Origin of the sequence: Pantoea agglomerans (assembly GCF_020149765.1) — a bacterium.
In the GTDB taxonomy this organism is placed as follows: domain Bacteria; phylum Pseudomonadota; class Gammaproteobacteria; order Enterobacterales; family Enterobacteriaceae; genus Pantoea; species Pantoea alvi.
The window spans coordinates 3,256,446-3,276,253 of record NZ_CP083809.1; the positions used below are offsets into that span (position 1 = coordinate 3,256,446).

Consider the following 19,808-nt stretch of genomic DNA (forward strand, 5'->3'; position numbering starts at 1 on the left):
CTGTTTTAGTCAAACTCCAGTTCAACCTGCTCCGACCCTATCAACGAACGCAGTTCGTTGAGCAGGCGATCGCTGGGCGAAATACGCCACGCTGCACCAAAGCGTAGCTTCGCTCGCGCGTCGGCTCTCTGATAGTAGAGATTCACCGGAATCGTCCCCGAGCGATGGGGCTCGAGAGACTGGCGGAGCCGGTTTAATAGCTGGTCATCAATTTGCCTGTCCGTCAGCGAGATAGCAAGTCCGCGCGCGTATTTTTCGCGCGCTTCGTCAATGTCCATGACTTCCCGGGCGGTCATTTTAAGGCCGCCGCTGAAGTCATCAAAGCTGACCTGTCCGCTGACGATCAGGATACGGTCTTTCTCCAGCAACTGCTGGTATTTATCTAACGCATCGGTAAATAACATCACCTCCAGACGGCCGGAACGGTCGTCCAGAGTACAGATACCAATTCGGTTGCCGCGCTTGGTCACCATCACGCGCGCCGCCACCACCAGACCGGCAGCAACGGTAATTTTACCACGCTCGGTGGGATGCATGTCCTTCAGGCGCATGCCGCCCACATAGCGTTCAATCTCTTTCAGATACTGATTAATCGGATGGCCGGTGAGATAGAGGCCGAGCGTTTCCCGCTCGCCGTCGAGCTGCACCTGCTCCGGCCAGGGGGTGACGCTGGCGTAGGATTTCTCAACCTGCTCCGGCTCTTCCGCCAGCACGCCGAACATATCAGCCTGGCCGATCGCCTCTGCTTTCGCGTGCTGATCCGCCGCCTTCAGCGCGTCGCCAAGCGAACTCATCAGCGCCGCGCGGTGCGGGCCGAGACGATCGAAGGCGCCGGACATGATCAGCTTCTCCATCACGCGGCGGTTGATCTTTTTGGTGTCGGTGCGCGCGCAGAGATCGAACAGCTCGCGGAAATAGCCATCCTGGTTGCGCGCCTCGATGATCGCTTCGATCGGGCCTTCACCAACGCCTTTGATCGCCCCGATGCCGTAAACGATCTCGCCGTCGTCGTTAACGTGGAACTGATAAAGGCCGGAGTTGATATCGGGCGGCAGCACCTTCAGGCCCATGCGCCAGCACTCATCCACCAGACCGACCACCTTCTCGGTGTTATCCATATCGGCAGTCATTACCGCCGCCATAAACTCGGCCGGATAGTGCGCCTTCAGCCATAGCGTCTGGTAAGAAACCAGCGCATAGGCGGCGGAGTGCGATTTGTTAAAGCCGTAGCCGGCGAATTTTTCCACCAGGTCGAAGATCTTCATCGACAGCTCGCCGTCGATGCCCATGCGTTCCGCGCCCTCTTTAAACACCGAGCGCTGCTTGGCCATCTCTTCCGGTTTCTTTTTACCCATTGCGCGGCGCAGCATATCCGCGCCGCCCAGCGTATAGCCGGAGAGCACCTGGGCAATCTGCATTACCTGTTCCTGATAGAGGATAATGCCGTAGGTGGGTTCCAGCACCGGCTTCAGGCTCTCATGCTGCCACTGAATATCCGGGTAGGAGATCGCCTCGCGCCCGTGCTTACGGTCGATAAAGTTATCTACCATGCCCGACTGCAGCGGACCGGGGCGGAACAGCGCCACCAGCGCGATCATATCTTCAAAGCAGTCCGGCTTCAGGCGTTTAATCAGGTCTTTCATGCCGCGCGATTCAAGCTGGAACACCGCCGTGGTTTCCGCGCGCTGCAGCATGTCGAAGCTCTTTTTATCATCCAGCGGGATAGCGGCGATATCGATCGGCGGCAGCCCCTGCTTCTCACGGCGCGGGTTGATCATCTTCAGCGCCCAGTCGATGATGGTGAGCGTGCGCAGACCCAGGAAGTCAAACTTCACCAGCCCGGCATACTCCACATCGTTCTTGTCGAACTGCGTCACCGGATGGTTGCCGTTTTCGTCGCAGTAGAGCGGCGCAAAGTCGGTGATCTGCGTCGGGGCGATAACCACGCCGCCGGCGTGCTTGCCAGCGTTACGCGTGACGCCTTCCAGCTTGCGCGCCATGTCAATCAGCGCTTTGACCTCTTCGTCCGCATCATACATTTCCGGCAGCTGCGGCTCGACGGCGAAGGCCTTCTCCAGCGTCATGCCGGGATCGGGCGGGATCAGCTTGGAGATGCGGTCAACGAAGCCGTACGGATGCCCCAGCACGCGGCCGACGTCGCGGATAACCGCTTTCGCCGCCATGGTGCCGAAGGTGATGATCTGCGATACCGCTTCGCGCCCGTACATTTCGGCGACGTGATCGATCACCTGGTCGCGCTTCTCCATACAGAAGTCGACGTCGAAGTCCGGCATCGAGACGCGTTCCGGGTTCAGGAAGCGTTCGAACAGCAGATCGAACTCCAGCGGATCGAGATCGGTGATCTTCAGGGCGTAGGCGACCAGCGAACCGGCGCCGGAGCCGCGTCCCGGCCCGACCGGAATACCGTTATCTTTCGACCACTGGATAAACTCCATTACGATCAGGAAGTAGCCGGGGAAGCCCATCTGGTTGATAACGTTAAGCTCAATCTCCAGACGCTCGTCATATTCCGGCCGCTTCTCCGCGCGCACCGCCGGGTCGGGAAAGAGGAACTCAAGGCGTTCTTCCAGCCCTTCGCGCGACTTCATCACCAGGAAATCTTCGGTGGTCATATCGCCGGTCGGGAACTGCGGCAGGAAGTACTCGCCGAGGCGCACCGTAACGTTGCAGCGCTTAGCAATCTCTACGCTGTTTTCCAGCGCTTCCGGGATGTCCGAGAAGAGCTCGCACATCTCCTCTTCGCTGCGCATATATTGCTGAGGACTGTAGTTGCGCGGGCGTTTGGGATCGTCCAGCGTATAGCCGTCATGGATCGCCACGCGGATTTCATGGGCGTCGAAATCTTCTTCGTTAAGGAAGCAGACCTCATTGGTGGCGACCACCGGCACGCCCTCGGCGATGGCAAGCTCAACCGCAGCGTGCAGATAGCTCTCTTCGTCGGCGCGGCCGGTGCGCATCAGTTCGAGGTAGTAGCGATCGGGAAAGTGAGTCTGATAGAAGTCGAGGCACTGCGCCACCAGCGCGCTGTTGCCGCGCAGCAGGCTGCGGCCCACGTCGCCGCAGCGTCCGCCGGAGAGCAGAATTAATCCTTCGCTCAGCTCCTGCAGCCAGTCGCGATCGATAACCGGGCCGGCGATGCCGTAGCCGCGCTGGTAAGCGCGCGAGATCAGCAGCGTCAGGTTCTGATAGCCGGTATTGTTGGCGGCCAGCACCGTCAGCTGGGTCAGCTCGTCGCCCATCAGTTCGCTGGCGACCTTGAAGTCCGCGCCGATAATCGGTTTGATCCCCGCGCCGTGCGCGCTGCCGTAGAAACGCACCAGCCCGCACAGGTTCATAAAGTCCGTGATAGCGATGGCCGGCATGCCGAGCGCAGCCGCCTTCTTGACCAGCGGCCCGGTTTTCGCCAGGCCATCGACCATAGAGTAGTCACTGTGGACACGCAGATGTATAAAACGGGGTTCAGCCATATCGGTTTCCGGTTAAAACAGCATCAGGCTATTAAAGCGTAGCTGGCTGGCCAGCGGCCAGGACTTCAGCGTCGATCAGGGCGTTGCGCACCGGCGCAAAGCTGCGGCGGTGATGCGGCGTGGCGCCGTGCAGCGTCAGTTTTTCCATATGCAGCGCGGTGGGATAGCCTTTGTGCTGCGCGAAGCCATACTGGGGAAAGAGCCGATCCAGCTCCGCCATTTCGCTGTCGCGGGAGACCTTGGCGATAATCGACGCCGCGCTGATCTCCGCAACCAGGCTGTCGCCCTTTACCACCGCCTGCGAGGGCATCGGCAGCGTGGGCGTGCGGTTGCCGTCCACCAGCACGAAATCGGGCGTGATGGCCAGGCCTGCGACCGCGCGCTGCATCGCCAGCATGGTGGCGTGCAGAATATTGAGCCGGTCGATCTCCTCCGGCTCGGCGCGGCCTAAACTCCACGCCAGCGCTTTTTCTTTAATCTCGTCAAACAGGGCGAGGCGGCGCTTTTCCGACAGTTTCTTCGAGTCCGCCAGCCCCTGAATCGGCCTTGTGGGATCGAGAATAACCGCCGCCGTGACGACCGCGCCGACCAGCGGGCCGCGGCCCACTTCGTCAACGCCCGCAATCAGGCGGGCATCGGGATAGATAAAATCAGCCATTGGCGATCTCCAGTACGGCGTCCGCTGCCTGTTCGTCTGCGTTCCAGCGAATCTGCTGATGCAGCTCGCTGAAGGTCGCGAGCAGCGCGTCGCGTTGCGGACCGGCATGCAGCAGCGGCTCGAGCGCCGCCGCCAGCGCGTGCGGTTCACACTCCTCCTGCAGCAGCTCTTTCACCAGCTCGCGCCCCGCCAGCAGGTTAGGCAGCGAGACGTAAGGCGTCTTCACCAGCCGCTTCGCCAGCCAGAAGGTTGAGGGCTTCATACGATAGCCAACCACCATCGGACATTTTGCCAGCATACACTCCAGCGCGGCGGTGCCGGATGCCAGGATTGCAGCGTCGCTCGCAATCATCGCCTCGCGCCCCTGACCGTCCAGCAGATGCATCGGCACTTCAGGCGCGACCTCCGCTTTGATCTGTTCGAACTGCGCGCGACGCTTCGCGTTGACCAGCGGCACGACGATTTCCAGCGCCGGATAGCGTACGCGCAGCAGCTGCGCCGCCCGCAGAAAATCGGCGCTGAGCATCTCCACCTCCGCATGGCGGCTGCCGGGCAGCAGCGCAAGGCAGAGCGCCTCGTCGCTGATGCCCAGCGCGCGGCGCGCGGCGGACTTGTCCGGCTGCAGCGGCATCGCATCCGCCATGGTATGGCCGATAAAGCGGCACGGCACGTTAAAGCGATCGTAAAACGCTTTTTCAAAGGGTAAAAACGCGAGCACCAGATTGGTATTACGGCCAATCTTAAACACGCGCTTTTGTCGCCACGCCCACACCGATGGGCTGACGTAGTGAATGGTGCGAATGCCGTTACGCTTCAGCCGCCCTTCCAGCGTGATATTGAAATCGGGCGCATCGATACCGACGAAGACGTCCGGCTTGAGTTCGGTAAAGCGCTGCGTCAGGTCGCGGCCGATTTTCATCAGGCGCGGCAGACGGCCGAGCACCTCTACGATGCCCATCACCGCCAGCTCTTCCATCTCATACCAGGTTTCGCAGCCTTCGGCCTGCATGCGCGGGCCCGCCACGCCGACGAAGTGAGCGTCGGGATGGCGCGCTTTAAGCGCGCGGATAAGACCGGCGCCGAGAATATCGCCGGAGGTTTCTCCGGCGACCAGGGCTATCGTAAGGGGACGCTCTGACATGAATTAACGAATCAATCCACGCGTGGAACGAGCGAAGAAGTCGTAGAAGGGCTGCACTTCGCTATGCTGCTTCGCCAGCGCTTCAATTTCCGGCTTGGCTTCTTCCAGCGTTTTGTTACTGCGGTAGAGCACTTTGTAGGCGTTGCGAATGGCGTGCAGCGCCTCTTTGCTGAAACCGCGGCGCTTCAGGCCTTCGATATTGATGCCGAACGGCGTCGCGTGGTTGCCCTGCGCGATAACGTACGGCGGCACATCCTGTGCAACGCCTGAACAACCGCCTACCATTACGTGCGCGCCGATAGTGCACCACTGATGCACCGCCGTCATGCCGCCGATAATCGCGAAGTCGTCCACGGTCACGTGGCCGCCCAGCGTGGCGTTGTTGGCGAAGATGCAGCGGTTGCCGATCACGCAGTCGTGTGCGATGTGCGCGTTCACCATCAGCAGGTTATCGCTGCCGATAGTGGTGACGCCGCCGCCCTGTGCGGTGCCGCGATGAATGGTTACGCTTTCGCGGATGCGGTTGCGGTCGCCTACTTCAACGCGCGTCGGCTCGCCGGCGTATTTAAGATCCTGATTCACTTCGCCGATAGAGGCGAACTGATAGATCTGGTTATCTTTCCCGATACGCGTGTGGCCATTAATGACCACATGCGACTTCAGGACGGTACCTTCACCGATCTCCACATGCGCGCCGATAAAGCAGAACGGGCCAATGTGAACGTTAGGGCCGATAATGGCCCCTTCTTCGATGACGGAACTGGCATGTATGGTGGCGGTTGGATCAATCACAGATTATGCCTCCCGGCTACGGGCACACATCATGGTCGCTTCACAGACAATCTTGCCGTCAACGGTAGCAACGCCTTTAAAACGCGTCAAACCGCGGCGGGTTTTCTCGAAAGTCACTTCCATGATCATTTGATCGCCCGGTACAACCGGACGCTTGAAACGGGCTTCGTCGATGCCGGCGAAATAGTAGAGCTCGCCCGGCTCCAGTTTACCCACGCTTTTAAACGCCAGGATACCGGTAGCCTGCGCCATCGCTTCGAGGATCAGAACGCCGGGGAAAATCGGTTTACCAGGGAAATGCCCCTGGAAAAACGGTTCGTTAACAGAGACGTTCTTTACCGCGCGCAGATACTTGTGCTCTTCAAACTCCAGCACGCGGTCAACCAGCAGAAACGGGTAGCGGTGCGGCAGCAGCTCTAAAATTTCTTCAATTTTCAGAGTATGAGTTTCAGTAGTCAAAATACTCTTCCTGTCCTAAAAATCTGATGACATCAATAACACGGCCTGCACAGATCAAAATGATCCTCCGCAGGCCGAAATCGGTTCAATGGCGCCTGGCTTGCCTGCTTAACAGTTTTTATTAGCAAGCCGGTCGCATGTGGGATGGCGTTTAGTCGTCTTTGCCGACCTTCCGCTCGATGGCTTTTAAGCGCTTGCTCATGTCATCGATGTTCATCACCAGCGCTGCAGTTTTGCGCCAGGTTTTATTGGGTTGTAGCGGAATGCCCGAGGAGTATACCCCAGGCTCTGTGATAGGACGCATAACCATGCCCATACCGGTCACAGTCACCTTGTCACAGATTTCCATATGGCCGTTAATGACGCTGGCACCGCCAATCATACAGTAACGTCCAATTTTCAAACTACCCGCCATGATCACACCACCCGCAACCGCGGTATTGTCGCCAATAACCACGTTGTGTGCGATCTGACACTGGTTGTCTATGATAACACCATTGCCGATCAGAGTGTTATCCAGCGCGCCACGATCGATAGTGGTACAGGCGCCGATTTCTACCCGATCGCCGATAATTACAGCGCCAAGCTGCGGGATTTTCACCCAGTTGCCGCGATCGTTGGCGTAGCCGAAACCGTCCGCGCCGATCACGGTGCCGGACTGAATCAGACAATCCTGACCGATTTCGATCTCATGGTAGACGGTGACGTTGGCCCAGAGGCGGCTGTTGTTGCCGATGCGCGTCTTTTTACCGACGAAGCAGCCCGCGCCAATCACCACGTTGTCACCCAGCACCACGTCCGACTCGATCACCGCGTTGGCGCCGACAGAGACGTTTTGCCCCAGCGTCGCGCTGGGATCGATTACCGCGCTGGGCGCGATATTCTGCGCAGGCTGCGGCGTGGTATCCAGCAGCTGAGCCATGCGCGCATAGGTCAGATAGGGATTCTTCACCACCAGCGCGGCCGAGTGACACCACTCCAGATCCGCTTCCGTCAGCACCACGGCCGATGCCTGACACTGGACGAGCTGCTCGCGGTAGCGGCTGTTGCTAAGAAATGTGATTTGGCCGGTTTGGGCGGATTGCATAGAAGCAATGCCGGAGATGGCGATATCGCCATCTCCGTGCAATTCTGCATCCAACTGCTGGGCTAAATCAGCCAGTCGAATTGATGACATCGATTATTTAACCTGTTTCAGCACGTCAGCGGTAATATCTTTCGCGTTCGCTGCGTAAGCTACGGCGTTGGCGTCGATCACCACGTCATAACCTTCGTCGCTCGCCACTTTCTTCACGGCGTCCTGAATACGGCTCAGCAGCTTGTTGCGCTCTTCCATCTGACGACGACGGTTATCCTGCTCAAAAGCCTGCGCTTTTGAAGAGAACGCTTCACGCTGCGACATGACATCTTTCTCCATGCGGCTGCGCTCGCTGGCCTTCATGGTTGAACCGTCGCGCTGCAGGCGCTGCATTTTGGTCTGCAGGTCGCGTTCCTGGCTCTGCAGCTCGGTTGCGCGGCCTTTAAACTCGTTTTCCAGCTGTTTAGCAACGGTCGCACGCTGCGGTAACTGTTGGAAAATGCTGGACACGTTTACCACTGCGATTTTGTCAGCAGCCTGAGCGCCTGCGGATACAGCTAAAGCAAGACCCAGTCCTGCGGCACACAACAACTTTTTCACTATAAACTCCTTACCATCAACGTTTGTGTCAGCGACACAGTGTTTGCTCCGAACCGCCTGAAAAACCGCGGTTCGGTAGCAAGACTTCAGCTTATGCTTCCTTGCTCAGAACCTTACCAGGTTTTACCAATGTTAAACTGGAACTGTTCTGATTTATCCCCTTCCACTTTTTTGACCGGCTGGGCATAGGAGAAGACCAGCGGCCCCAGCGGGGACATCCACTGCAGCGCAATACCGCTTGAAACGCGGATATTGTTTGGATCGCTATAGTCCGGGATGCCAGCGGCACGGGTTTCAGCCGTATTCTCCCACTTGGTGTCCCAGACGGTACCCGCATCCACGAACAGCGAAGTTCGTACCGAGTTAGCATATTTTTCGCTCAGGAACGGCGTCGGGGTAATCAGCTCCAGGCTGGCCACCGCCATCGCATTGCCCCCGACCGCATCGTCCGACTTACAGATGCCGTTCGGATCGCTCAGCGTACAGGTTGATGAGCGGTCGTTCAGGTAGGCTGCTTTTGGACCGATGGTGTTGGAGCGGAAGCCGCGCACCGTGCTGGAGCCGCCCGCATAGAAGTTCTCATAGAACGGCATCTCTTTGCCGCCCAGACCATCGCCGTAGCCGACGCGGCCGCGGCCTAACAGCACCCAGGTGCGATCGCGGTTCAGCGGCACGTACTGCTGGGTATCCAGCGTCGCTTTATAGAAGCTATTGTCGGAGCCCGGAATCGTGACCTTACCGTTCAGGTTGGTACGGTTACCCGCGGTCGGGAAGAAGCCGCGATCGAGGGTGTTGTATGTCCAGCCGTAGTTAAAGGTAAAGTCATCCGCGGAGAAATCGCCTTTATCGTTAAGCTCCTGCGGCTTGCCGACCGAGTCGAGATAGCGCCACATCGCCACCTGCGGCTGCATGTTGGAGAGGTCGTTATGGACATAGCCCAGACCCACGCGCAGCGTGTTGTTTTCGTTGACCGGGAAGCCCAGGGTGCCGTCTACGCCGTAACTCTTGTTGGTGTAGTCCGACAGGTCCGCATCGTCCGCTTTAAAGTCGTTGTAGAAGACGCGGCCGCCCAGGCTCACGCCATCTACCGTAAAGTACGGATCGGTCAGCGAGAACTCGGCATAGGTCTGGTAATCATTCTTGGTACCGCTGATGCTTACCGTGTTGCCGGTGCCGAGCCAGTTATCCTGGGTTACGCCGACCTGGAAGCTGACGCCGCTTTCGGTGCCGTAGCCGACGCCGAAGTTAAAGGTACCGGTATTGCGCTCTTTTACTTTGTAGACCACATCTACCTGATCGGGCGCACCCGGCACGCGCTGGGTATCCACGTCGACGGTTTCAAAGTAGCCGGTACGGTTCAGGCGCTCTTTACCCTGCTCTACCAGGTCGCTGCCCAGCCATGCACCTTCCATCTGACGCATTTCGCGACGCAGCACCGCATCTTTCGAGGTGTCGTTGCCTTCGAAGCGCACTTTACGCACGTAGTAGCGGTTGCCGGCGTCCACGCTGATATGCAGCTTCACCGTTTTGTCGGCGTCGTTGATTTCCGGCTGCGTCATCACGCGCGGATAGGCGTAGCCGTAGCGGCCCAGCAGCTTCTTGATGTCATCTTCCATCTGGGTAACTTTGGTGCCGTTATAGAGCTCGCCCGATGGAATTTGTGTCAGATGTTCGATTTCTGCCGAGTGGCCCGCCATACTGCCGTTGACGATCACGCCGGCGATTTTGTACTGCTCGCCCTCGGTGATGTTAACGGTGATATAGATGCCTTTTTTATCCGGCGTCAGGCTGACCTGCGTGGAATCGATGTTGAAGCGCGCATAGCCGCGATCGAGATAGAAGCTGCGCAGGGTTTCAAGGTCGCCCGCCAGTTTTTGCTTCTGATATTTGCGATCGCCCACCACGTTCCACCACGGCACTTCGTCGCGCAGCTGGAAGCGAGAGATCAGCTCGTCAGAGCTAAACGCCTTATTGCCGACGATGTTAATCTGCTGAATCTTGGCAGAGACGCCCTCGGTGAAGACCAGTTTCAGGTCGACGCGGTTGCGCGGCAGCGGCGTCACCACCGCCTTCACGTTGGCGGTATATTTACCGACGCTGTAGTAGAAATCCTCCAGTCCCTTCTCAATCGAGGAGATGGTGGTGCGGTCCAGGGCTTCGCCTACGCGTACGCCAGAGGCCTCAAGGTTCTGCTTGAGCTGCTCCTCTTTCACCGCTTTGTTGCCGGTAAAGGTAATGCTGGCAATGGTAGGACGTTCTTTAACCTGAACAATCAGCGTAGTTCCGTCGCGCAGGACCTGAACATCCTCAAAGTTGCCGGTAGCGAAGAGTGAACGAATGGTATTTTTGACATCTTCGTCATTAACCGTATCGCCCACTCGTACCGGCATGCTCAGCAGAGCCGCGCCGACGGCGACTCGCTGCAGCCCTTCGAAATGAATATCCTTCACCACGAAATCGTCTGCACCGTAAACGGTGGCGCTGCTAAACAGCAGCGACGCTATGAGCAACTTTTTCATCGCCATCGTTATTATGCGTTTTCCTAACACATCCCGCGTCTGTCTGCGTTCCAGCGATTACAGACGTGAGAAATCATTGAAAAGTGCAAGCCCCATTAACAACACCAGCAGGATTGAGCCAATGCGATAACTGAAGTCCTGAACTCGCTCGGACACCGGTCCACCTTTGATCTTTTCGATCGCCAGGAAGAGCAAATGCCCACCATCTAACACCGGCAGTGGGAAGAGATTGATGATCCCAAGGTTGACGCTAATCAACGCCAGAAACATCAGGTAGTAAATCATCCCATATTCCGCTGACAATCCTGCACCCTGCGCAATCGAAATCGGCCCGCTCAGGTTGTTCAGCTTCACATCGCCGGTAATTAACTTGCCCAGCATGGAGACCGTCAGCTTCATCAGTTGCCAGGTTTTCGCGCTGGCCTCACCGATAGCGTCAAACGCGCCATACTGCCTTACCGTTTTATAGGCCTCCGGCAGCGGAACAACGCGCGGGATAACCCCGGCGAACCCTTCTGCCTTCGCGCCCGGCCTGGCTTCCGGCGTCAGGTGCAGCTGCACCGTTTCGCCGTTGCGATTGACGTCCAGGACCATCTCTTTGCCAGGATTATCCCGCACCTGCATGACAAAAGTCTGCCATTGCGTTAACGGCTGACCATCGACTTTAACGATCCTGTCGCCCGCTTGCAAACCGGCAACGCTCGCTGGGGAGTCTACCTGCACCTCCGCCAGCGTGGTTTCGATTTGCGGGCCGCGCGGACGAATGCCCAGCGCCACAACCGGATCCTCTTTGTCTGGCTCGAACTGCCAGTCGCGCAGGTCAACCGCTTTCTGCTGCGTCGCCTCTTCGCCGAAGCGTGAGACGGTCAGCACCGTCTGCGCGTCACCGATTTTGCCGATCAGCGCCATACGCACGGCATCCCAGTCAGGCGTTTCGATACCGTCGACTGCTTTAAGTTCCATTCCGCTGACAATTTGCGCCTGCGCCGCCACCGAACCGTTCACTATTTCGCCAACGACCGGGCGCACGCCGGGCACGCCGTGAATAAACACGACCCAGTAGGCGAAGATAGCGAAGATGAAATTAGCGACGGGACCGGCGGCGATAATCGAGGCGCGCTGCCAGATGACTTTATTGTTGAAAGCCTGATGACGCAACTCGGCGGGCACGCTTTCCACGCGCTCGTCGAGCATTTTGACATAGCCGCCGAGCGGGATCAGTGCAATCACATATTCGGTGCCCTGACGGTCGCGACGCTGCCAGAGCGCCTTGCCGAAACCGATCGAGAAGCGCTCTACGCGCACGCCGCAGCGGCGCGCCACCCAGAAATGGCCGAACTCATGAACGGTGATCAGCACGCCAAGGGCGATGATAAAGGCGACAAAACTCCACAGTATACTCAACATCTACGCCTGTCCTCAGAGAGTGCGGAACACCAGCAGCAGCAAACAGGCGAAAACCGGCACCGCAGCGGTAAGGCTGTCGATGCGATCGAGTATACCGCCGTGACCCGGGATCAGGCTGCCGCTGTCTTTGATGCCCGCTTCACGTTTGAACATACTTTCCGTTAGATCGCCCAGCACCGAAGCGAGCGTCGCCACGACGGCGCAGACGATCAGCGTGCCGGCGGAAACGGTCAGCGGCGCGAAGCTGGCGAACAGCCAGGCGAGCAGCGCGGAGGAGACCAGACCGCCGAGAAAGCCTTCCCAGGTTTTACCGGGCGAGACTTTGGGTGCCAGCTTATGCTTGCCAAACATCTTGCCGAACATGTAGGCACCGGAATCGGCGCCCCACACCAGGAACATCACGAACAGCAGCCACCAGGCGCCCGCAAAGCGATCGCTCTCATAGTGATACTGACGCAGCGCTACCATGCCCCAGAAAAAGGGGATGAGCGTGAGAATGCCGAACAGCAGGCGCAGGGGACGCGATTGACGCCACAGCGCGGCCGATGCGGGATAGGAGAGAACCAGGAGCAGCGCCGCAATCCACCACGCCAGCGACGCCCAGAGCGACGTGGCGACCTGCGGCAGATGCACGTCACGCTGATAGGGAGGAAGAGTAAAGAGCATCCCCGCCAGCAGCAGCCCGCACAGCAGGGAAAGCCAGATGCGCTGTTGGCGCGACGCCATGCCCGCAAGCTGGCCCCATTCCCAGGCGCCGAGCATGCAGATAATAATCATCGTAATCGCAAAACCAACGGGCGGTAACCAGAAAAGCGCAGCAATCACCAGCGGAATAAGAATAAGCGCGGTAATCAGACGAGACTTCAGCAAAGGTTACCCCCTGTTTGCTCAGGCGCCGCCTGGTGCAGCGCCGCCAAAACGACGCTCCCGCAGAGAGAATGCATTCAGTGCACCTTCAAAAACGTGTTCATCAAAATCAGGCCAGAGAACATCGGTAAAATAAAACTCAGCATAGGCGATCTGCCACAGCAGGAAGTTGCTAATCCGATGCTCTCCCCCGGTCCTTATCACTAAATCCACTGGAGCCAGTCCCTGCATGCACAGATGGGCAGACAGGTTTTCCTCGGTGATCTGGTCAGGACGCAGCAAACCTTCCTGAACCTGCTCAGCGAGTTTTTTCACTCCCTGGATAATATCCCAACGTCCGCCATAGTTCGCGGCAATATTGAGAGTCAGTCCACTATTTTGCTGAGTCAGTTCCTCGGCGCGACGAATACGCTCCTGAATACGGTTACTGAAACGGCTCACGTCGCCGATGATGCGCAGACGCACGTTGTGCTTGTGCAGGCTCTTTACTTCACTGTCGAGCGCCCAGACAAACAGCTCCATCAGCGCCGTGACTTCCTGAGGCGGACGGCTCCAGTTTTCACTGCTGAAGGCATAGAGCGTCAACGCTTCGAGATTATTGCTGACGGCGAAGCTGACGGAGCGGCGCACCGCTTTAACGCCCGCTTTATGGCCGGAAATACGCAGTTTTCCCTGATTTTTAGCCCAACGACCATTGCCATCCATAATGATAGCCACGTGACGCGGGCCTGTTCCCTGTTGGTCATCGGTTTTGTTGTGATTATTGGACGACATAACGCGTAATTAATTCCTGTTGTCAGAAATGCTGTGGTTTCTGAATACATTGCGCCCGGTCTTCTCCCGCCCAAAAGGGGCGAGGCGCATCAGATGCGATGCCATACCCGGAAACGCGAGCGAGCGACTATACCATTTTCGCTACAGGCGAACAAATAGCGGCGCGCGTTAACGCGAGGTCGCGAAACGCGGCAGCATCGCTGTGGCGCTGGCGCGTGCGGCACGATCGATATCCAGCACGGCCTCAACCGAATCTGGCTCCGCAAACGCCTGAGCCGCCAGCGCTTCGCTGTTGATCGCCGCGATGTCGGTAAAGCGGATCTGGTTATCCAGAAAGGCCGCCACCGCAACCTCATTGGCCGCGTTGAGCGTGGTGGTCGCCGCCTGCCCTGCCTCGCAGGCATCTATCGCCAGTTTCAGGCAAGGGTAGCGGGCAAAGTCGGGTTCAGCGAACGTCAGCGCGGACATGCGGGTGAAGTCCAGCGGCGTAACGCCTGCCGAAATACGCGCGGGCCAGGCCATGCAGTGTGCAATGGGGGTGCGCATATCCGGTGAACCGAGCTGAGCCAGCACGCTGCCGTCGCAGTAGCGCACCATGGAGTGGATCATCGACTGCGGATGCAGGATCACCTCCATTTGCGCTGCGCTGGCGTTAAATAACCAGCGGGCTTCAATGTATTCGAGACCTTTATTCATCATGGTGGCCGAGTCGACGGAGATTTTACGTCCCATCGACCAGTTCGGATGCGCGCAGGCCTGCGCCGGCGACATGGTCGCAAGGTCAGCCAGCGGCGTGTCACGAAAAGGACCACCCGATCCCGTAAGGATAATGGACTCAATGCCATTTTCTCGCAGGTCAGCGTATCCTAACTGATGCTGGATGGAAGCGGGTAAACTCTGAAAAATGGCGTTATGCTCGCTGTCGACGGGGAGCAGCTGCGCCTGATGATGACGCACAGCCTCCATAAACAAACGGCCGCAGGTGACAAGCGACTCTTTATTGGCGAGCAACACGCTTTTTCCGGCGCGGATCGCCGCCAGCGTTGGCAGCAAACCCGAGGCACCGACGATCGCCGCCATCACCTGGTCGACCTCGTCAAGCGCCGCCAGCTCGCACGCGGCCTGAACGCCGGAGAGCACTTCGGTAGAGACGTTGAGTGCTTTCAGTCGTTCACGCAGCGCCTGCGCGGCCGCTTCATCCGCCATTGCGGCGTAGCGCGGCTGAAATGCCTGGCACTGTTCCGCCATCAGCGCGACGTTTTGTCCGGCGACCAGCGCGGTGATTTGATAGAGTTCAGGATTGGCGCGAACCACCGCCAGCGTGCTGGCGCCGATCGATCCGGTAGAACCCAGCAAAGTTAATCGCTTCATTAAGCTATCCCTGTGAAGACGTCGAATAACGCCGCTTGCGCAGCAGCATAATGTAAAACGCCGCCAGAGCGCATTCGCAATGAATACAGCCCTGAACGGCGTTTTATACCCAAGGATATCGGGTATAGAGAGCAACCGATGGGATTAGAACTCCATCAGCTCCTTCTCTTTTTCAGCCAGCGCTGCATCAACATTCTTGATGCGCGCATCGGTCATTTTCTGGATCTCGTCCTGCGTACGACGCTCATCGTCTTCGCTGATCTCTTTATCTTTCAGCAAGGCTTTGATTTTGTCGTTGGCGTCGCGGCGCACGTTACGCACGGAAACGCGGCCCTGCTCAGCTTCGCCGCGCACGATCTTGATAAGATCTTTACGACGCTCTTCGGTCAGCGCAGGCAGCGGAACGCGGATGTCGCTACCGGCTGAGTTCGGGTTCAGGCCGAGGTCGGAAGCCATAATGGCTTTTTCCACTGCCGGGCCCATGGAGCGGTCGAACACGTTGATTTTCAGCGTGCGTGAGTCTTCTACGGTAACGGAAGCGAGCTGACGCAGCGGCGTCGGCGTACCGTAGTATTCGACCACGATACCGTCGAGCAGTGAAGGAGAAGCGCGACCGGTGCGCACTTTGCTGATGGTGTTTTTAAACGCTTCGACGCATTTGTCCATGCGCGTTTCAGCATCTTTTTTGATGTCGTTAATCACGTTGAAACCCTTGGATTCGGTTTGACCTGGCCATTCCGGCGGCGCCGGAAGCGGTATCGCTGTTGAGCGATAATCCTGAATGGTGCGCGGTGAGGTTCACCGCGCCGACAGAATATACCTTATTTTATCTTGCGTCGGGTATTAATGCGTAATCAGGGTGCCTTCTTTTTCACCCATAACGACGCGACGCAGTGCGCCAGGTTTATTCATATTAAATACGCGGATCGGCAGCTGGTGGTCACGCGCCAGCGTAAAGGCGGCCAGATCCATCACTTTCAGCTCTTTTTCCAGCACTTCGGCGTAGGAGAGCTGATCGTAGAGCGTTGCATCCGGGTTTTTCACCGGATCGGCGGAGTAAACGCCGTCGACTTTGGTTGCTTTCAGCACCACGTCCGCCTCGATCTCGATGCCGCGCAGGCAGGCCGCCGAGTCGGTGGTAAAGAAGGGGTTGCCGGTGCCGGCGGAGAAAATCACCACGCGGTTATTGCGCAGCAGGCTGATCGCTTCGGCCCAGCTGTAGTTGTCGCACACGCCGTTGAGCGGGATGGCAGACATCAGGCGCGCGTTGACATACGCACGGTGCAGCGCGTCGCGCATCGCCAGGCCGTTCATTACGGTCGCCAGCATGCCCATGTGGTCGCCGACGACGCGGTTCATTCCCGCCTGCGCCAGTCCCGCGCCGCGGAACAGGTTGCCGCCGCCAATTACCACGCCTACCTGAATGCCCAGCTCGACCAGCTCTTTCACCTCTTGCGCCATGCGGTCAAGCACGCTCGCGTCGATACCAAAACCTTCGGCACCTTGCAGTGCTTCGCCACTCAGTTTCAGCAGGATACGTTGATATACAGGTTTTGCGTTGGTCGCCATGGTCGGTTCTTCCTGGAAGAGTTGAAAAGGAGAAATTAAATCTGATCGATCATCCGCTTAGCGCGCGTAAATTACTATTGGGATGAGACTGAAAAGTGTCTGCTTAGCGTAGCAGACAAAAAAGAACCGCCTTCTGGCGGTTCCTTTCACAGCATTAAGACTGTTTGGACATTGCCGCTACTTCAGCAGCGAAGTCGCTTTCGACTTTCTCAATGCCTTCGCCCACTTCGAAGCGGATGAAGTTGATGACGTCAGCGCCCTGCTCTTTCAGCGCCTGGCCAACGGTTTTGCTCGGATCGATAACGAAAGCCTGACCGGTCAGAGAGACTTCGCCGGTGAATTTCTTCATGCGGCCTTCAACCATCTTCTCTGCGATCTCTTTCGGCTTGCCAGACTGCATCGCGATGTCCAGCTGAACCTGGTACTCTTTCTCAACCACGTCGGCAGAGACGTCTTCCGGCTTAACGAATTCCGGCTTGCTGGCTGCAACGTGCATAGCGATCTGCTTGATCAGCTCTTCGTTAGCGCCTTTCGCGGAGATCAGCACGCCGATGCGTGCGCCGTGCAGGTAAGAACCCAGCTGCTCGCCTTCCAGCACTGCGATACGACGGATGTTGATGTTTTCGCCGATTTTCGCGACCAGCGCTACGCGCTCTTCTTCGAATTTCGCTTTCAGCGCTTCAACGTCGGTGATGCGTTCTGCAGTCGCCGCGTCCAGCACTTTGTCAGCGAAGGCCTGGAAACCAGCGTCTTTCGCAACGAAGTCGGTCTGGCAGTTAACTTCCAGGATCACGCCGTAGTTGCCGTCGATTTTGGTTTTGATCACGCCGTCAGCAGCCACGTTGCCTGCTTTTTTCGCCGCTTTGATCGCGCCGGACTTACGCATGTTCTCAATCGCCAGCTCGATGTCGCCATTCGCTTCGGTCAGCGCTTTTTTGCAGTCCATCATGCCCGCGCCAGTACGCTCGCGCAGTTCTTTTACCAGTGCAGCGGTAATTTCAGCCATTCCAGAATCCTCGGTTCGTACCCCCGTGCTTACGCACTAAGGCACCTGTTGCGGAAAATTTACTCTGTCCCGCCCGCCTGAAAGGAGGCGTGACAGACGGAGATAAAATAAAGGGGCCAAGACTGGCCCCTTAACAGATTACATCTGATGTCTAAGGGCTCTGTGTCAGAGCGAACCTTATTAAGCGTTTTCTAAAGACGCTTCTTCAGCCTGCTCAGCCAGATCCTGTGAACGGCCTTCGCGCACGGTAGTGGCAACGGCAGTCAGGTACAGGCTAACAGCACGGATCGCATCGTCGTTACCCGGGATAACGAAGTCAACGCCGTCTGGATCAGAGTTGGTATCAACGATAGCGAATACCGGGATACCCAGGTTGTTCGCTTCTTTGATCGCGATGTGCTCGTGATCGGCGTCGATAACGAACAGCGCGTCCGGCAGACCGCCCATGTCTTTGATACCGCCCAGGCTGTTTTCCAGCTTGGCCAGTTCGCGACCGCGCATCAGCGCTTCTTTCTTGGTCAGTTTGTCGAAGGTGCCGTCCTGAGACTGAGTCTCAAGATCTTTCAGACGTTTGATAGACTGACGAACGGTTTTCCAGTTGGTCAGCATACCACCCAGCCAGCGGTGGTTTACAAAGAACTGGTCGCAGCTCAGTGCAGACTCTTTAATCGCTTCGCTGGCAGCGCGCTTGGTACCGACGAACAGGATCTTGCCTTTACGGGCAGAGATTTTGTTCAGCTCAGCCAGAGCGTTGTTGAACATCGGTACAGTCTGCTCAAGGTTGATGATGTGAACTTTGTTACGCGCACCGAAGATGAACGGCTTCATTTTCGGGTTCCAGTAACGGGTCTGGTGACCGAAGTGAACACCAGCCTTGAGCATGTCGCGCATGGAAACAGTTGCCATGATTACCTCTAGATTAAGTTTGGGGTTGGGCCTCCATGTATCCCATACGACCGACCTCTTTCGAAGCACCCCGGCGTATGTGTCGATACATGTGTGTTTTAGTACACAAAGTGAGTTTTTCGCGTTTCTCGCCGACCATAAGGGTCTGACAGAGAATCGTCGGCGCGCTTTATACCACAACCAGGCTACTGAAGCCAGAATTTGTTCAGCGCGCGGCCGCGCGACGCGAACTGTTTGGCGGCCTGGTTTTCGGCTGCTAACATGACAGCACATCGTTCATTATTGCTGAAATTTTCGGCAACTGCGGATTAATTTAATGGCAATTTCAATTAAAACCCCTGAAGAAATCGAAAAAATGCGCGTCGCGGGCCGGCTGGCCGCCGAGGTGCTGGAGATGATCGCCCCGCACGTCAAACCAGGCGTCTCTACCGGCGAGCTGGACCGCATCTGCCACGATTACATCACCAACGAGCAGCACGCCATCTCCGCCTGTCTCGGCTATCACGGCTTCCCGAAATCGGTCTGCATCTCGGTCAACGAGGTGGTGTGCCACGGCATTCCCAGCGATGACCGTCTGCTGAAGGATGGCGACATCATTAACATTGACGTAACCGTTATTAAAGATGAGTACCACGGCGACACCTCGAAAATGTTTATCGTGGGTAAACCGACGATTCAGGGCGAGCGCCTGTGCCACATTACGCAGGAGAGCCTCTACCTGGCGCTGCGTCTGGTGAAGCCGGGCATTCGTCTGCGCGAGCTAGGCCGCGCTATTCAGAAATATGTTGAGTCCCACGACTTCTCCGTTGTGCGTGAATACTGCGGCCACGGCATCGGCAAAGGCTTCCATGAAGAGCCGCAGGTGCTGCACTATGACGCAGACGACGGCGGCGTGGTGCTGCAGGCGGGTATGACCTTTACCGTCGAGCCGATGGTCAACGCCGGCGACTACCGCATCCGCACCATGAAAGATGGCTGGACGGTAAAAACCAAAGATCGCAGCTTGTCCGCGCAGTACGAGCATACTATTGTGGTGACCGATAACGGCTGCGAAATCCTGACCCTGCGTAGCGACGACACCATCGACGCGGTGCTGGTCAACGAAGGGTAATCGTCCCCCACTGATAAAAAGCCGGCCCTGCGCCGGCTTTTTTATGGCTCAAGAAGAGAGAT

The 19,808-nt window shown here is 57.5% G+C and carries 17 protein-coding genes; 1 reads left to right on the forward strand and 16 read right to left on the reverse strand.

Annotated features, from left to right (window positions below; all coding sequences use genetic code 11):
• Positions 1 to 5 precede the first annotated feature (5 nt).
• From dnaE to rpsB, 16 genes are all read right to left on the reverse strand, one after another.
• Positions 6 to 3,488 (reverse strand): DNA polymerase III subunit alpha, encoded by a 3,483-nt coding sequence (dnaE, locus tag LB453_RS18355; protein ID WP_103794009.1) that lies wholly within the window; start codon positions 3,486 to 3,488, stop codon positions 6 to 8.
• Between the two features lie 31 nt (positions 3,489 to 3,519).
• Entirely contained in the window at positions 3,520 to 4,146 is a 627-nt protein-coding gene (rnhB, locus tag LB453_RS18360; RefSeq protein WP_103794008.1) for a ribonuclease HII, read from the reverse strand.
• Positions 4,139 to 5,287, reverse strand: coding sequence for a lipid-A-disaccharide synthase (gene lpxB / locus LB453_RS18365; RefSeq protein ID WP_103794007.1), 1,149 nt, complete (start codon positions 5,285 to 5,287; stop codon positions 4,139 to 4,141). Before lpxB ends, rnhB begins: the two co-directional genes overlap by 8 nt.
• A 3-nt stretch (positions 5,288 to 5,290) precedes the next feature.
• Positions 5,291 to 6,079 carry an acyl-ACP--UDP-N-acetylglucosamine O-acyltransferase gene (lpxA, locus tag LB453_RS18370; RefSeq protein WP_084885441.1) on the reverse strand — a complete coding sequence of 263 codons (789 nt, stop codon included), beginning with the start codon at positions 6,077 to 6,079 and terminating at the stop codon, positions 5,291 to 5,293.
• A gap of 3 nt (positions 6,080 to 6,082) precedes the next feature.
• Positions 6,083 to 6,538 carry a 3-hydroxyacyl-ACP dehydratase FabZ gene (fabZ, locus tag LB453_RS18375; protein ID WP_013507953.1) on the reverse strand — a complete coding sequence of 152 codons (456 nt, stop codon included), beginning with the start codon at positions 6,536 to 6,538 and terminating at the stop codon, positions 6,083 to 6,085.
• 151 nt (positions 6,539 to 6,689) lie between these two features.
• On the reverse strand, positions 6,690 to 7,715 hold the full coding sequence (gene lpxD / locus LB453_RS18380; RefSeq protein WP_103794006.1) for a UDP-3-O-(3-hydroxymyristoyl)glucosamine N-acyltransferase: 1,026 nt from the start codon (positions 7,713 to 7,715) through the stop codon (positions 6,690 to 6,692).
• 3 nt (positions 7,716 to 7,718) lie between these two features.
• Positions 7,719 to 8,216 carry a molecular chaperone Skp gene (gene skp, locus LB453_RS18385; RefSeq protein WP_103794005.1) on the reverse strand — a complete coding sequence of 166 codons (498 nt, stop codon included), beginning with the start codon at positions 8,214 to 8,216 and terminating at the stop codon, positions 7,719 to 7,721.
• 113 nt (positions 8,217 to 8,329) lie between these two features.
• Positions 8,330 to 10,741 (reverse strand): outer membrane protein assembly factor BamA, encoded by a 2,412-nt coding sequence (gene bamA / locus LB453_RS18390; RefSeq protein ID WP_103794004.1) that lies wholly within the window; start codon positions 10,739 to 10,741, stop codon positions 8,330 to 8,332.
• 51 nt (positions 10,742 to 10,792) lie between these two features.
• Positions 10,793 to 12,142, reverse strand: coding sequence for a sigma E protease regulator RseP (rseP, locus tag LB453_RS18395; RefSeq protein ID WP_224481545.1), 1,350 nt, complete (start codon positions 12,140 to 12,142; stop codon positions 10,793 to 10,795).
• A gap of 12 nt (positions 12,143 to 12,154) precedes the next feature.
• Complete coding sequence (gene cdsA / locus LB453_RS18400; RefSeq protein ID WP_103794002.1) at positions 12,155 to 13,012, reverse strand: phosphatidate cytidylyltransferase; 858 nt, start codon at positions 13,010 to 13,012, stop codon at positions 12,155 to 12,157.
• An 18-nt stretch (positions 13,013 to 13,030) separates the two neighbouring features.
• Positions 13,031 to 13,783, reverse strand: a complete 753-nt coding sequence (ispU, locus tag LB453_RS18405; RefSeq protein ID WP_033793566.1) for a (2E,6E)-farnesyl-diphosphate-specific ditrans,polycis-undecaprenyl-diphosphate synthase — start codon at positions 13,781 to 13,783, stop codon at positions 13,031 to 13,033.
• Between the two features lie 168 nt (positions 13,784 to 13,951).
• On the reverse strand, positions 13,952 to 15,154 hold the full coding sequence (ispC, locus tag LB453_RS18410; RefSeq protein ID WP_103794001.1) for a 1-deoxy-D-xylulose-5-phosphate reductoisomerase: 1,203 nt from the start codon (positions 15,152 to 15,154) through the stop codon (positions 13,952 to 13,954).
• A 144-nt stretch (positions 15,155 to 15,298) separates the two neighbouring features.
• A complete protein-coding gene (gene frr, locus LB453_RS18415; RefSeq protein WP_081138425.1) occupies positions 15,299 to 15,856 on the reverse strand; it encodes a ribosome recycling factor in 558 nt (185 codons plus the stop codon).
• A gap of 141 nt (positions 15,857 to 15,997) precedes the next feature.
• Positions 15,998 to 16,723, reverse strand: a complete 726-nt coding sequence (pyrH, locus tag LB453_RS18420; protein WP_033793563.1) for a UMP kinase — start codon at positions 16,721 to 16,723, stop codon at positions 15,998 to 16,000.
• Positions 16,724 to 16,877: 154 nt separating this feature from the next.
• On the reverse strand, positions 16,878 to 17,729 hold the full coding sequence (gene tsf / locus LB453_RS18425; RefSeq protein ID WP_103794000.1) for a translation elongation factor Ts: 852 nt from the start codon (positions 17,727 to 17,729) through the stop codon (positions 16,878 to 16,880).
• Between the two features lie 180 nt (positions 17,730 to 17,909).
• A complete protein-coding gene (gene rpsB / locus LB453_RS18430; RefSeq protein ID WP_048781339.1) occupies positions 17,910 to 18,635 on the reverse strand; it encodes a 30S ribosomal protein S2 in 726 nt (241 codons plus the stop codon).
• A gap of 316 nt (positions 18,636 to 18,951) precedes the next feature.
• Here rpsB and map point away from each other — a divergent pair, with 316 nt between their 5' ends.
• Positions 18,952 to 19,746, forward strand: a complete 795-nt coding sequence (gene map / locus LB453_RS18435; RefSeq protein WP_103793999.1) for a type I methionyl aminopeptidase — start codon at positions 18,952 to 18,954, stop codon at positions 19,744 to 19,746.
• Positions 19,747 to 19,808: the final 62 nt, after the last annotated feature.